Source organism: Streptomyces sp. McG3 (genome assembly GCF_018619185.1).
In the GTDB taxonomy this organism is placed as follows: domain Bacteria; phylum Actinomycetota; class Actinomycetes; order Streptomycetales; family Streptomycetaceae; genus Streptomyces.
The window spans coordinates 1-13,968 of the sequence record NZ_JAAXYC010000208.1; the positions used below are offsets into that span (position 1 = coordinate 1).

Annotated in this window: 13 protein-coding genes; 4 read left to right on the top strand and 9 right to left on the bottom strand. The window is 69.3% G+C overall.

Annotated elements, in window-relative coordinates:
* The first annotated feature begins 286 nt into the window (after positions 1 to 286).
* Positions 287 to 1,486 (top strand): pyridoxal phosphate-dependent aminotransferase, encoded by a 1,200-nt coding sequence (locus HET64_RS26960; protein WP_215109762.1) that lies wholly within the window; start codon positions 287 to 289, stop codon positions 1,484 to 1,486.
* Between the two features lie 80 nt (positions 1,487 to 1,566).
* Here HET64_RS26960 and HET64_RS26965 read toward each other — a convergent pair whose 3' ends face one another.
* From HET64_RS26965 to clpB, 4 genes are all read right to left on the bottom strand, one after another.
* Complete coding sequence (locus HET64_RS26965; protein WP_308370389.1) at positions 1,567 to 1,893, bottom strand: hypothetical protein; 327 nt, start codon at positions 1,891 to 1,893, stop codon at positions 1,567 to 1,569.
* A 20-nt stretch (positions 1,894 to 1,913) separates the two neighbouring features.
* Positions 1,914 to 2,399 (bottom strand): prevent-host-death family protein, encoded by a 486-nt coding sequence (locus tag HET64_RS26970; RefSeq protein WP_251145925.1) that lies wholly within the window; start codon positions 2,397 to 2,399, stop codon positions 1,914 to 1,916.
* Positions 2,400 to 2,777: 378 nt separating this feature from the next.
* Complete coding sequence (locus HET64_RS26975; protein WP_215109764.1) at positions 2,778 to 3,323, bottom strand: YbjN domain-containing protein; 546 nt, start codon at positions 3,321 to 3,323, stop codon at positions 2,778 to 2,780.
* Positions 3,324 to 3,526: 203 nt separating this feature from the next.
* Complete coding sequence (gene clpB, locus HET64_RS26980; protein ID WP_215109765.1) at positions 3,527 to 6,112, bottom strand: ATP-dependent chaperone ClpB; 2,586 nt, start codon at positions 6,110 to 6,112, stop codon at positions 3,527 to 3,529.
* A gap of 132 nt (positions 6,113 to 6,244) precedes the next feature.
* Here clpB and HET64_RS26985 point away from each other — a divergent pair, with 132 nt between their 5' ends.
* Entirely contained in the window at positions 6,245 to 6,646 is a 402-nt protein-coding gene (locus HET64_RS26985) for a pyridoxamine 5'-phosphate oxidase family protein (RefSeq protein WP_215109766.1), read from the top strand.
* 124 nt (positions 6,647 to 6,770) lie between these two features.
* On the opposite strand, the gene HET64_RS26990 is transcribed toward HET64_RS26985, so the two are convergent.
* Positions 6,771 to 7,091, bottom strand: a complete 321-nt coding sequence (locus tag HET64_RS26990; protein WP_003967571.1) for a hypothetical protein — start codon at positions 7,089 to 7,091, stop codon at positions 6,771 to 6,773.
* A 349-nt stretch (positions 7,092 to 7,440) separates the two neighbouring features.
* Here HET64_RS26990 and HET64_RS26995 point away from each other — a divergent pair, with 349 nt between their 5' ends.
* Entirely contained in the window at positions 7,441 to 8,475 is a 1,035-nt protein-coding gene (locus HET64_RS26995; RefSeq protein WP_215109767.1) for a helix-turn-helix transcriptional regulator, read from the top strand.
* A gap of 162 nt (positions 8,476 to 8,637) precedes the next feature.
* Entirely contained in the window at positions 8,638 to 9,162 is a 525-nt protein-coding gene (locus HET64_RS27000; protein WP_215109768.1) for a hypothetical protein, read from the top strand.
* Between the two features lie 75 nt (positions 9,163 to 9,237).
* On the opposite strand, the gene HET64_RS27005 is transcribed toward HET64_RS27000, so the two are convergent.
* From HET64_RS27005 to dnaK, 4 genes are all read right to left on the bottom strand, one after another.
* Positions 9,238 to 9,690, bottom strand: coding sequence for a heat shock protein transcriptional repressor HspR (locus HET64_RS27005; protein ID WP_215109769.1), 453 nt, complete (start codon positions 9,688 to 9,690; stop codon positions 9,238 to 9,240).
* Between the two features lies 1 nt (position 9,691).
* Positions 9,692 to 10,885, bottom strand: coding sequence for a molecular chaperone DnaJ (gene dnaJ / locus HET64_RS27010; RefSeq protein ID WP_215109770.1), 1,194 nt, complete (start codon positions 10,883 to 10,885; stop codon positions 9,692 to 9,694).
* 96 nt (positions 10,886 to 10,981) lie between these two features.
* Positions 10,982 to 11,632, bottom strand: coding sequence for a nucleotide exchange factor GrpE (gene grpE, locus HET64_RS27015; RefSeq protein WP_215109771.1), 651 nt, complete (start codon positions 11,630 to 11,632; stop codon positions 10,982 to 10,984).
* Positions 11,629 to 13,482, bottom strand: coding sequence for a molecular chaperone DnaK (gene dnaK / locus HET64_RS27020; RefSeq protein WP_215109772.1), 1,854 nt, complete (start codon positions 13,480 to 13,482; stop codon positions 11,629 to 11,631). The genes grpE and dnaK overlap by 4 nt, the downstream gene beginning before the upstream one ends.
* Between the last annotated feature and the right edge of the window lie 486 nt (positions 13,483 to 13,968).

Genomic DNA, 13,968 nt, shown 5'->3' on the forward strand with positions numbered 1-13,968 from the left:
GCCGCCGCCGTCGGCGGAGGCCCCGCTCGCGGAGCGCCGGCGTCCGGCGCGCGGCTTCGACGGCCCACGCCCGCCGGTGACCCGCAGACCGGCCAGCAGCGCTCCGACGACGACCACGGAAACCAGCACAGCGATGAAGACGCTCATGCCCCCACCCGCCCTTCTCTTCCCCCGAAGCGAGGTCCCCCGTCGCTTCCCCGTTGTTGTGTGACAGGGGGATTCCCCAGTGCTCCGCGCGCCAAAGCGGACTTGAGCAACTCCAGAGCTTCGGCCCAGGATGGCGCCCATGACACAGGGACGAGCGACACAGGGAACCCCGGCAGAGGGGCGGCCACTGCTCAACCGCCGCCTCGCCGCGTTCGGCACGACGATCTTCGCGGAGATGTCCGCGCTGGCCGTACGGACCGGCTCCATCAATCTCGGCCAGGGCTTCCCCGACACCGACGGCCCCGAGGAGATCCGGGAGGCGGCGGTCCGGGCGCTGCGCGCCGGGCACGGCAACCAGTACCCGCCGGGCCCCGGCGTCCCGGAGCTGCGCACCGCCGTCGCAGCCCATCAGGAGCGCTTCTACGGCCTGAGCTGGTCGCCGGAGACGGAGGTCCTGGTCACGACCGGCGCCACCGAGGCGATCGCCGCCTCGCTGCTCGCCCTCCTGGAGCCGGGCGACGAGGTCATCGCGTTCGAGCCGTACTACGACTCGTACGCCGCCTGCATCGCCCTGGCGGGCGCGAAGCGCGTACCGCTCACCCTGCGCGCCCCGGACTTCCGCCCAAACCTCGACGAACTGCGCACCCTGATCACCCCGCGCACCCGCCTCCTGCTCCTGAACACCCCGCACAACCCGACCGGCGCGGTGCTCACCCCCGGCGAACTCGCCGGTATCGCGGCCCTCGCGGTCGAGCACGATCTGCTGGTGGTGACCGACGAGGTGTACGAGCACCTGGTCTTCGCGGGGGAGCACCACCCGATCGCCGCGCTCCCCGGGATGCGCGGGCGCACGGTGTCGATCTCCTCCTCGGGCAAGACGTTCTCGTACACCGGGTGGAAGATCGGCTGGGTCACCGGGGACGCGCCACTGGTGGCCGCCGTGCGGGCGGCGAAGCAGTATCTGACCTTCGTCAGCGGGGGACCGTTCCAGTACGCGATCGCCGAGGCGCTCGCGCTGCCCGACGCCTTCTTCACCGACTTCCGGGAGGGCATGCGCCGCAAGCGGGACCTGCTGGCGAAGGGGCTGCGCGCCGCGGGCTTCCGGGTGTACGAGCCGGAGGGGACGTACTTCATCACCACCGACATCTCCCCGTTCGGCGACGAGGACGCGGGCGCCTTCTGCCGCGCGCTCCCGGAACGCTGCGGGGTGGCGGCCGTGCCGGTCTCGGTCTTCTACGACGACCCGGAGGCCGGCCGCAGCCAGGTCCGCTTCACCTTCTGCAAGAAGGACGAGGTCCTGGAAGAGGCGGTTACCCGACTCAAGCGATTGGCGGTCTGACAGGGGGCGCGAAAAGAGCGCCGCCCGGTTGCTTCGGGGTGCGGGACCTGCTCAAACCCTGCTCCCGGAGCGACCACAGTTCACTCGGTGTCCTTGGGGTGTCTCGGGGACGCGTACACGAGGATCACGGTGGCGGTCTCCGTGCTGACCAGGTAGCGCACTCGACCACCGCTGGTGACCTCGTACTCCCACTGGTCCAGGTCGGAACCCTTCCACGCTTTGGTGGCGTGCCTGCCGCGCAACTGATGCTGGCGATTCCAGTTGGACCGGGTCAGGGGGTCACTCCGGAGAGCATCAAGGCAGCGATGCGCGCTCGACAGGGCCACGCGACACAGTTCCTCCCAGCCCGTCACCGCCTCTGTGGTCCCGAAGACGACGTTCCACCCGTTGAGGGGCGGAACGCTCACTCGGTCTCCTTTCTTCGGGCTCACCCACGCACCTCGACCTGACCGAGGTCATCACCGTCAAGCGGACGCAACGATTCCCTGAGCTGCTCGGGATCGGCATTGATGCGTGCTGTGGCGCGCCAGGAGACGATCGCGCGGTGCACAGCCTCTCCCGCCCCCAGTTCGGCGGCGTCCGACAGCGCTTCGAGAAGCTCGACAGTGAAAGCCCGAACCTCTTCCGCGTCCAGGTGTCGCGCCCAGGGGAACACCTCGGGCAGGGCGAGGAGGAGCGCTCTGGCACCGTCGTCCTGCTTCATCAGTGCAAGGAAAAGCCGCGAGGCGGTGGTCAGATTCTCCTCCGCACCCTCCGCGCGTACAGCCGTGGTCAGCACCATGTCCGGCGCGTCCCGATGGGTGACCCGAAGCCGCCCCAGGGCAGCGGCTCTGGCCGCGACACCTTTGGGGTTACGGGACAGATCGGTGAAGGAGACGGATTCCGTTTCTGCGTCCAGACGCACGATAGACATAATCAGAGATTACTCAGATCACGATCTGATTTCAAGGGGGACTGCCCGACCCTCAGTGCGCGCACCTTGACCTTCTGCAAGAAGGACGAGGTCCTCTCGGAGGCGGTGGAGCGCCTGGCACGGCTGGGCTGAGCACGGCTGGGCTGAGCACGGAGACGGCCCGGGAGACGGTCCTGCTGACCGTCTCCCGGGCCGTGCCCGTCGCGCTCTGAGGGACTAGGGCCTCTCGTTTGGATCATGCCGGGCTCGCGGGGCCCGGCACGCGCATCTGCCGCGTTGTCGTCGGTCGCCAATGCTCCGCAGTGACTCTCTCCTCCGCCTTGCAGCCGCACGCACCGGACCCCACTCCCTGATCCGGCCTGATCCAAACGAAAGACCCTAGGCGCCCGCAGGCTCCTCGCCCTCCGTCTTCTCCTCGGCGGGTTCGATGCCGAGGCGCTCGACGAGCCACTTGTCGAACTCGATCGAGGCGCGGACCCAGCTCACCGTCGAGGAGACGAAGTGCTCCAGGCTGACGCCGGTGCCGATGAGCATCTGCGCCTCACCGATCAGCCGGACGGAACCCGCCTCGCCCTCCTCGCCCTCGTGGGCGTGGGTGTAGACCTTGGGCCACAGGGTGCGGCGGTTCCAGTCGTCGATGGCGTCCAGCAGCACGGGACGCTGGTCGAGGTCGTGGGGGCGGTCGTAGAACGTGCGGACCGAGAAGACCTGCTGCTCGTCCTCGCCCCGGAACATGAAGTACGTCCGGAACTCTTCCCACGGCGCCGCGAGGTCGCCCTCGTCGTCGACGACGTACTTCAGCTCCATCTGGTCGAGGAGCTGCTTGACGAGGTCCTGGTCAGGGACGACGGGGCCCTCCGGTCCTGCCGCCTGCGGTTCGGGCTGGCCCCCGAAATTAGGAATCGAGGACGGATCGATGCTCACCGTTATTTCCCTTCGTGCGGTTGCGGCCATCCTCTCCCATGGCGGGCGGGGCATGGCAAGCCCGGGCGGTCCCGATCCGCCACAAGCTGACAGACAGCGCGTGCGGACGGGACCCGCCGGGCGTCCGCAGGACACCGGCCGGACCGTCACCGACAGCCCGCGACGCTCCGTGACCGGCGGTTACGGTCTCGCCCGGGAGGCCCTTACGCGGCGCGGCCGACGATCAGTCCGTCCTCGGTCCGCTCCACCCGTACGGTGTCACCGTCGCGGACCTCGCCGGACAGGATCTCCTTGGCGAGCCGGTCGCCGATCGCCGTCTGGATGAGCCGGCGCAGCGGCCGTGCCCCGTACGCCGGGTCGTTGCCCTCCTCTGCGAGCCAGGCCAGCGCCTCCGGCGAGACCTCCAGGGTGAGCCTGCGGTCGGCGAGGCGCTTCGCCAGCCGGTCGATCTGGAGCCCGGCGATGTGCGCGAGCTCGTCGCCGGACAGGGCGGAGAAGACCACCAGGTCGTCGAGCCGGTTGATGAACTCCGGCTTGAAGGAGGCCCGCACCACGTCCAGCACCTGCTGCTTCTTGACCTCGGGCTTGACCAGGGGATCCATCAGGAACTGGGAGCCGAGGTTGGAGGTGAGGACGAGGATGGTGTTGCGGAAGTCGACCGTGCGGCCCTGGCCGTCGGTGAGCCGGCCGTCGTCGAGGACCTGGAGCAGGACGTCGAAGACCTCGGGGTGGGCCTTCTCGACCTCGTCCAGCAGCACGACGCTGTACGGGCGGCGGCGGACGGCCTCGGTGAGCTGGCCGCCCTCCTCGTAGCCGACGTAGCCGGGCGGGGCGCCGACGAGGCGGGCGACGCTGTGCTTCTCGCCGTACTCGCTCATGTCGATGCGGATCATGGCCCGCTCGTCGTCGAACAGGAAGTCCGCGAGCGCCTTGGCCAGCTCGGTCTTGCCGACGCCGGTGGGCCCGAGGAAGAGGAACGACCCGGTGGGCCGGTCGGGATCCGCGATACCGGCCCTCGTGCGCCGTACGGCGTCGGACACGGCCTGCACGGCCTCGCTCTGCCCGATCAGCCGCCTGCCCAGCTCGGACTCCATCCGCAGCAGCTTCTGGGTCTCGCCCTCCAGCAGCCGTCCGGCCGGAATGCCGGTCCAGGCTCCGACGACGTCCGCGATGTCGTCGGGGCCGACCTCCTCCTTGACCATGGTGTCCTTGGAGGCTTCCTGCTCCGCCTCGGCGGCCTCCTCCAACTCCCGCTCCAGGCCCGGGATCTCCCCGTACAGCAGCTTGGACGCGGCGTCGAAGTCACCGTCGCGCTGGGCGCGTTCGGCCTGGCCCCGCAGTTCGTCGAGGCGCTCCTTCAGCTCACCGACCCGGTTGAGGCCCTGCTTCTCCTTCTCCCAGCGGGCGTTGAGGCCGCGCAGCTCCTCCTCCCTGTCGGCGAGGTCGCGGCGCAGCTTCTCCAGACGCTGCTTGGAGGCGGGGTCGGACTCGTTCTTGAGGGCCAGCTCCTCCATGCGCAACCGGTCGACGGAACGCTGGAGTTCGTCGATCTCCAGCGGCGAGGAGTCGATCTCCATACGGAGCCGGGAGGCGGCCTCGTCGACGAGGTCGATGGCCTTGTCGGGGAGGAAGCGGGAGGTGATGTAGCGGTCGGAGAGGGTGGCGGCTGCCACCAGCGCCGAGTCCGCGATCTGCACCTTGTGGTGGGCCTCGTAGCGGCCCTTGAGCCCGCGCAGGATCGCGATGGTGTCCTCGACGGAGGGCTCGGCGACCAGCACCTGCTGGAAGCGCCGCTCCAGGGCGGGATCCTTCTCGATGCGCTCGCGGTACTCGTCGAGCGTGGTCGCGCCGACCATGCGCAGCTCGCCGCGGGCCAGCATCGGCTTGAGCATGTTGCCCGCGTCCATGGCGGAGTCGCCGCCGGCGCCCGCGCCGACGACGGTGTGCAGTTCGTCGATGAACGTGATGATCCGGCCGTCGCTCTCCTTGATCTCGGAGAGGACGGTCTTCAGGCGCTCCTCGAACTCGCCGCGGTACTTCGCGCCGGCGACCATCGCGCCGAGGTCCAGCGAGACCAGCCGCTTGTTCTTCAGGCTCTCGGGAACGTCGCCCTTGACGATGCGCTGGGCGAGACCCTCGACGACGGCGGTCTTGCCGACGCCGGGCTCACCGATGAGCACGGGGTTGTTCTTCGTCCGGCGGGACAGCACCTGCACGACGCGGCGGATCTCCTGGTCGCGGCCGATGACCGGGTCCAGCTTGCCCTCGCGCGCGGCGGCCGTGAAGTCGGTGCCGAACTTCTCCAGGGCCTTGTACTGGCCCTCCGGGTCGGGTGTGGTCACCCGGCGCCCTCCCCTGCTCGTCTCGAATGCGGCCAGCAGCTTCTTCGCACCGGCGCCCTGCCCGTCGAGGATCTCACCGGCACGGCCGCCCTTGGCCGCGATGCCGATCAGCAGGTGCTCGGTGGAGATGTAGTCGTCGCCCAGCTCCTCGGCCCGCTGGGCGGCGTCCTGGATGACGGCCAGCAGCTCGCGGTTGGGCGCCGGCGGGGCGACGGTGGAGCCGGTGACGCTGGGCAGGCCCCCGAGCAGCCGCTCGGTCCCGCCCCGCACCGCGGCCTGGTCGGCCTCGACGGCGGCGAGGAGGTCGATGACGTTCTCGTTGTCCTGGCCCGCCAGCAGCGCGAGGAGCAGGTGCCCCGGGGTCAGATCGGCGTGCCCGTCCTTCACGGCCCTGCTGGTGGCCGCGTTGATGGCGTCCCGGCTCTTGTTGGTCAGCTCGGCGTCCACGTGTGGTTGCTCCTCCTCGCGCACGGTTCCTGTGTTGACTTAATCAACCTACACAAAGTTGAGTCTATTCCACTCAAGGCGCTGCGCGCACGCGCTGCGGCCCCTCGGCGACGACCCTCGTACGCTGCCCCCATGGCAGACGTACACCACCCCACTCCCGCATACGTCGCGTTCTGGCGCGAGAGCCACCTGTCCACCCTGACGACGCCCCGCCCGGACGGCACGCCGCACGTGGTGCCGGTGTGCGTGACGTACGACCCGGAGGCCGGGGTGGCGCGCGTGATCACCGACGGGGGCAGCCGCAAGGTCGCCAACATCCGGGCCGCCGGCCCCGGCGGGGCACGCGTGGCCGTCTGTCAGATCGACAGGGCCCGCTGGGCGACCCTGGAGGGCCTCGCGGTCATCCGCACGGAGCCGGAGGCCGTCGCGGACGCGGAAGCCCGTCACGAGGCGCGCTACGGCCGCGCCCCGCGGATCAACCCGACCCGGGTCGTCATCGAGATCGCCCTCGACCGGGCGCTCGGCAAGGCCTGACCCACGGCTCCCCCGGACGCCGCCCCCGTACGGGAACAGCACAACGGCGCCACCGTGTTCAGGTCACGGTGGCGCCGCTGTGTGGGGGAAGCGCCGGAGCGATAGGTGACGACGGGGGAATCGCTCAGGCACTGCGGGGGGTGGCGGAAAGTGGTTCTGCGTCGAACAGCTCATGGTCCCGCTGATCGAGATTGACGAAGATCATGCCGTACCTGACAGCACAGCGGACCGGCTGCGGCGCACCGCGCGGCCGACGGAGACAGCGATAGGCGCGGACGTCCTCGTCCTCTTCCATCACCACGACGATCGGCTCTCCGAACAGGGTGACCATCAACGAGTCGCCACGGCGGGGGAGTGCCGTGAGCAGATCGATGAAATGCCACCCTGAGCGATAGGCGGTTGCCATCTCGCGCCGGAAGGTGCGGTCGTCCGGCGGGGTACTCATACCCGACCCCGTGCGGCAGGGGCGTTCTCCGACAACGGCCCGGGGGCTGCTTCCGCCCCCGTCGTCCGTGCGGGCATCGAGTCCCAGGCCAGGTCCGGAGGCGGAGCGGCCTGCACCTGTGCGCCGGCCGTACCGTGGTTCACGCCGCCCTCAACGAGGTCAAGAACACTCAGCGCCCCGGTCGTCAGCCCAACGGAGAAGGCAACAGCAAGCACCGAGCGAAGCGTTTTGTTACTCATGATGGGCTTCGTCCTCACTTCCAAGGTTTCCTCTCCCCCGCAGAACAAGACGATGGCCCATCCAGGCACGTCAACGCCACAGAAGCGATGCATCATGTTCCTGCTGATTCATGTTCCTGGGGGGTGGAGAATTGACCACAGACAGCACCAAAGCAGTACATCCCCACTCGGTTAGTGCCTTGTGTGACGAGGGAGCACGGCTCTACGCCAGTGCGCTGAGTGTGGGCAAAATAGCTCGCGTCGAGGCGGAAGACGCCCCGTGTCTGCTGGAATTCGCCCTGCTCCATCCCGATCCCGACGACCCCACCTGGCTACGGCCGGTGCCGCCGTCCGCGGCGCTCACGCAGCGGCTCCACCCGATCGAGCGGGAGATCCAGGAGCGAAGGCGGCTCTCGGTGGAGCTCACCGAGGTGTTCGAACCCTTCATGGCGATCAGTGCCCAGGCTCCGCCGACCACACACGCCATTACGGTTCTCGAAGGCATCGGCCGCATCAACGCCTCGATCGAACTCGCCCTCGCCGAGTGCCGTTCGGAAGTCCTCACCATTCAGCCCGGCGGCGGACGCAGCGAGAACGCGCTCACCATCGCCATGGAACGCGGCAAGATGCTCACCGAACGTGGCGTCGGCATGCGCACCCTGTATCAGCACACCGTCCGCCACAGCCATGGAACCCTCAATTACGCGGCCCGAATGGCCGAGAGCAAGGTGGAGATCCGCACACTCGAAGAGCTGATAGAGCGGCTCATGATTTTCGACCGCACCGTCGCCTTCATACCGGCCACCGACGACCGCACCGTAGCCCTTGAGCTGCGGCACCCCGGCATCGTGGAGTACCTCGCCAAGGTCTTCGAGCAGTTCTGGCATCGCGCGGTACCCCTTCAGGAACAGATTCCCTACGACTCCACGACGGACGGCATTTCCGGGGTAAGACATTCGATCGCCAAACTGCTCGTCGAGGGCCACGTCGACGAGGCGATCGCCCGCCGCCTCGGCATGAACGTACGCACCTGCCGGTCCCACATCGCCAAACTCAGCGTCGCGCTCGGCAGCAACAGCCGGGCCCAGCTCGGCTATTTGATCGCACGATCCGGAATCCTGGAATCAGGCCCCGACCACACGCTCAACCCCGAGCCCGGAGCATGACCGCTCCCGGTGGCGAACGACCGCTCCCGGTGGCGGGCGACCGGTGACGTGTCGACGACCGGTGGAATCCCGAACTCCCCTGCCGCCTGCGAGAATTCCGTACGTCAGGCCTGACCGACCTGACGCGTTCCCGCCACGCGACAGAAAGACCACGAAGACCGGATGAACGACACCACCCCCATACCCGCCGCCGTCGAGGACGACCACCACGGGGAGATCCTGGTCCAACTCGCGGGCGAACACGGCGAGACGCTCGTCGTGAGCGGCGAGAGGATCCCCCGTGTCGTCCTCACCCGCGCCCCCGGCACGGCGGTCGACGACCACATCGCCATCGGCACCCGCGACCCCCGCCACCTCACGCTCACCGTGGACGGCCGGGAAGCGACGATCACGCCCGCCAAGGGGAGACTCAGCCGCCGCTCCTACCGGGTCGACGTCACCTGCGCGGGTACGTCCTACCGGCTCGTGCCCGACTCGATCCCGAGCAGCCGGCTGACCCGGAACGGCAAGCGGCTCGGGGACTTCTCCTCGGACGGCGACCGGCGGGTGCTCGCCGAGTGGCGGTCCGGGGCCGCCGTCGAGCCGCTCGACGCGGCGATCGGCTACGCGCTGGCCGCCGCGTTCGGCACCGGCGGCCAGCCGATGTGGATGATGGCGGTCGACGCGGTCAGCGAGCTCCTGCCGTAGGCCCCGCGCCCCGCACACGCAGAGGGGCCGGGAGAGCGTTCATCCGCTCTCCCGGCCCCTCTGCGGGCCATGGGCTCAGTCCGTCGGCCGCTTCGGCTTCGGCCGCCAGACCACCAACGCGCTGGTCTGCTGCACGTCCTGGTACGGCACGAGGTCCCGACGGTACGAGGCGTGCACCTGGGCCTCGCGCTGCTGCATGGCGACCGCCGCGCCGTCCACCGTCGCCGAGAGCTCGGCGACGCGCTGCTGGAGGGCCGCGACCTGGTTCTCCAGCTCGATGATCCGCTTGATGCCCGCGAGGTTGATGCCCTCGTCCTGCGACAGCTGCTGCACGGTGCGCAGCAGCTCGATGTCGCGGGCCGAGTAGCGCCGGCCGCGCCCGGCCGTACGGTCCGGGGAGACCAGGCCGAGACGGTCGTACTGGCGCAGTGTCTGCGGGTGCAGGCCCGAGAGCTGGGCCGCGATCGAAATCACGTACACCGGGGTCTCATCGGTCAGCTGGTACGGATTGCGTCGACGGCCGTCCATCTCAAGCTCCCTTCGCAGCCTGGAACAGTTCCGCCCGCGGGTCCTCGTCCGCGGTCGCCTTCCGGTAGGCCTCCAGGGCGTCCCTGGCCTCCTGGCCCAGGTCGCGCGGGACCGCGACCTCCACGGTGACCAACAGGTCGCCGCGGGTGCCGTCCTTGCGCACCGCGCCCTTGCCCCGGGCGCGCATCGTACGCCCGTTGGGGGTGCCGGCGGGAAGCTTCAGGGTGACCGGGGGGCCGCCGAGCGTGGGGACCTTGACCTCGCCGCCGAGCGTCGCCTCCGGATAGGTGACGGGCACGGTGACCGTGAGGTTGTCGCCCTTGCGGCCGAAGACGGGGTGGGCGTCGACGTGGACGACGACATACAGATCGCCGGCCGGACCGCCGCGCTCACCCGCGCCGCCCTTGCCGCGGAGCCGGATCCGCTGGCCGTCGGAGACGCCCGCCGGAATCCTCACCTGCATGGTGTGCGCCGACTTCGCCCGGCCGCTTCCCTTGCAGACGTCGCACGGGTCCTGGGCGATGAGGCCCCGGCCCTTGCAGTCCACACAGGGGTCGGTGAGCGAGAAGCCGCCGCCGCTGCCGCGCGAGACCTGGCCGGTGCCGACGCAGGTCGGGCAGACCCGGGGGGTGCCGTTCTTGTCGCCGGTGCCGGAACACGCCTTGCAGGGCGCCTGGCTGGACATCCGGAGCGGGACCGTGGCCCCGTCGACCGCCTCGGTGAAGCTGAGCGTCACCTCGGACTCGATGTCCTGGCCGCGCTTCGGCTGGACCCGGGTGCCCGTGCCGCCGCGGTTGAACAGCCCGCCGAAGACGTCGCCGAGACCGCCCCCGCCGCCGCCGAAACCGCCGCCCGCACCGCCCTGTCCGCCGCCCGGGGCGCCCCCGCCGAAGAGGTCGCCCAGGTCGAAGTTGAAGTTGCCGCCGGCAGCACCGGGGCCGGCCCGGAAGCCACCGTTGCCGAAGAGGGCGCGTGCCTCGTCGTACTCCTTGCGCTTCTTGGGGTCACCGAGGACGTCGTTCGCCTCGGAGATCTCCTTGAAGCGCTCCTCCGCCTTGGCGTCGCCCTTGTTGGCGTCCGGGTGGAACTCGCGGGCGAGCTTCCGGTACGCCTTCTTGACCTCGGCGTCGGTGGCGTCCTTGGGGACGCCGAGGACCTTGTAGTAGTCCTTCTCGACGAAGTCCTTCGTGCTCATCGACGTCCCTCCTTCCGGACGATCGGCCGAGCGGCCGGCCCGTGGGCCGGCCGCCGGGCCGGTCGGTGGGCACCGTGGTGGTCAGACGCGTTGCCGTCAGACCTCCTCGGTGCCACCGCTCTCCTCGTCGTCTGTCTTCTCTTCCTTGGCCGCGGCGGGCGTGGCGCCCGGCTGCGGCTCGGCGACGGCCACCCGCGCGGGGCGGATGGTGCGCTCGCCGATGCGATACCCCGGCTGCAGGATCGCCACGCAGGTCGTCTCGGTGACGTCCGGCGCGTAGCTGTGCATCAGGGCCTCGTGGATCGTCGGGTCGAAGGGCTCGCCCTCCTTGCCGAACTGCTGGAGGCCCAGCTTCGCGACGGTGGTCTCCAGCGATTCGGCCACCGACTTGAAGCCGCCGACCAGCTCGCCGTGTTCCCGCGCGCGGCCGACGTCGTCGAGGACGGGCAGGAGCTCGGACAGGAGGTTCGCGACAGCGATCTCCTTGACCGTGACCCGGTCCCGCTCGACGCGGCGGCGGTAGTTCTGGTACTCGGCCTGGAGCCGCTGGAGGTCCGCGGTGCGCTCACCGAGCGCGGTGCGTACCTGGTCCAGCTGTGCGGTCAGACCGACGGTCGGGTCGAGGTCCCCGGCCGGGGCCGCCGCCTCCTCCTCGGAGGAGTCGGCGGCCTTCGGCTCGGCGTCATCAGGGGTGGCGCCGGAGGGGACGTCGGGCTTCTCCTCGAAGCCCGGAGTCTCCTCGGTCACGCCGCACCGCCCTTGGTGTCCTTCTCGTCGTCCACGATCTCGGCGTCGACGACATCGTCGTCGGCCTTGGCCTGACCGTCGCCCGGGGCGTCGGAGCCCGGGGTCGCACCCTCGGCCTGGGCGTTGGCGTACATCGCCTGGCCCAGCTTCTGGGAGACGGCCGCGACCTTCTCGGTGGCCGTGCGGATCTCGGCGGAGTCCTCGCCCTTGAGCTTCTCCTTCAGCTCGCCGACAGCGGTCTCCACCTCCGTCTTCACGTCACCGGGGACCTTGTCCTCGTTGTCCTTGAGGAACTTCTCCGTCTGGTAGACGAGCTGCTCGCCCTGGTTGCGCGACTCGGCGGCCTCGCGGCGGGCGTGGTCCTCCTCCGCGTACTTCTCGGCCTCTTCGCGCATCCGGTTGACCTCGTCCTTCGGCAGCGAGGAGCCGCCGGTGACGGTCATCTTCTGCTCCTTGCCGGTGCCGAGGTCCTTGGCGGCGACGTGCATGATGCCGTTGGCGTCGATGTCGAAGGCGACCTCGATCTGCGGCACACCGCGCGGGGCCGGCGGCAGACCGGTCAGCTCGAACATCCCGAGCTTCTTGTTGTACGCCGCGATCTCGCGCTCGCCCTGGTAGACCTGGATCTGCACGGACGGCTGGTTGTCCTCGGCCGTCGTGAAGATCTCGGAACGCTTGGTCGGGATCGTGGTGTTGCGCTCGATGAGCTTGGTCATGATCCCTCCCTTGGTCTCGATGCCGAGGGACAGCGGGGTGACGTCGAGGAGCAGGACGTCCTTGACCTCGCCCTTGAGGACACCGGCCTGGAGCGAGGCGCCGATGGCGACGACCTCGTCCGGGTTCACACCCTTGTTGGCGTCCTGACCGCCGGTCAGCTCCTTGACGAGCTCGGCGACGGCGGGCATACGGGTGGAGCCACCGACGAGAACGACGTGGTCGATCTCGGAGAGCTGGATGCCCGCGTCCTTGATGACGTTGTGGAACGGGGTCTTGCAGCGGTCCAGGAGGTCCGAGGTCAGCTGCTGGAACTGCGAGCGCGTGAGCTTCTCGTCCAGGTGCAGCGGGCCCTCGGCGGACGCCGTGATGTAGGGCAGGTTGATCGTGGTCTCGGTCGAGGACGAGAGCTCGATCTTCGCCTTCTCCGCGGCCTCGCGGAGACGCTGGAGAGCCATCTTGTCCTTGGACAGGTCCACGCCGTGCCCGTTGGCGAACTGCTTCACCAGGTAGTCGACGACGCGCTGGTCCCAGTCGTCACCACCGAGGTGGTTGTCACCGTTGGTGGCCTTGACCTCGACGACGCCGTCGCCGATCTCCAGGAGGGACACGTCGAAGGTGCCGCCACCGAGGTCGAAGACGAGGATCGTCTGGTCGTCCTTGTCGAGGCCGTACGCCAGCGCGGCGGCGGTCGGCTCGTTGACGATGCGCAGGACGTTGAGGCCCGCGATCTCACCGGCCTCCTTCGTCGCCTGACGCTCGGAGTCGTTGAAGTACGCCGGGACGGTGATGACCGCGTCGGTCACCTTCTCGCCCAGGTAGGACTCGGCGTCGCGCTTCAGCTTCTGCAGGATGAAGGCGCTCATCTGCTGCGGGTTGAAGCTCTTGCCGTCCAGGTCGATCTTCCAGTCAGTGCCCATGTGGCGCTTGACGGAGCGGATGGTCCTGTCGACGTTGGTGACCGCCTGGCGCTTCGCGACCTCGCCGACGAGCACCTCGCCGTTCTTGGCGAAGGCGACGACGGACGGCGTGGTCCTGGCGCCTTCGGCGTTGGTGATGACGGTGGGCTCGCCGCCTTCGAGAACGCTGACGACGGAGTTAGTCGTGCCCAGGTCGATGCCGACCGCACGTGCCATTTCAATTCCTCCAACTGACTACTTGAGTGGATCTGACTCAAGAATGCATGACGCCGACGCCGGAGTCAACAGACCTGAGTCGCTTACGCTCAACTTAAGTGCTCGCAAAGAGCACACCCAGGGCGCCTCCACCCTCCGCCGAGCCCTCCCGGGCACCTCACGACCGCACCCGCGCACGCCACACCCCTCGCGCACCACCCGCCCCACCGTCTCACCGTGGGATCGTTCTGTCACAAAATGCCGTGAGACGGTCGTAACCGTCACCGACCGGCAGGTTTCAGCGTGGATCGTCACACCATCGAACCTCGAACCCCGGGCGGGCGCGATGCAGAACGCGAGGAAGCCGCGCGTACGGCGGAAGAACCAGAGAAGCCTGAAGGGCCAGGCGAGCCAGCAGGGCCACAAGGGCGGGAAGGACGGGAAGAGCGGGAGGAGCCGGCAGGGCAACCAGGGCCGGCAGGTCCGGCAACCGGGACAGCCGCCCCC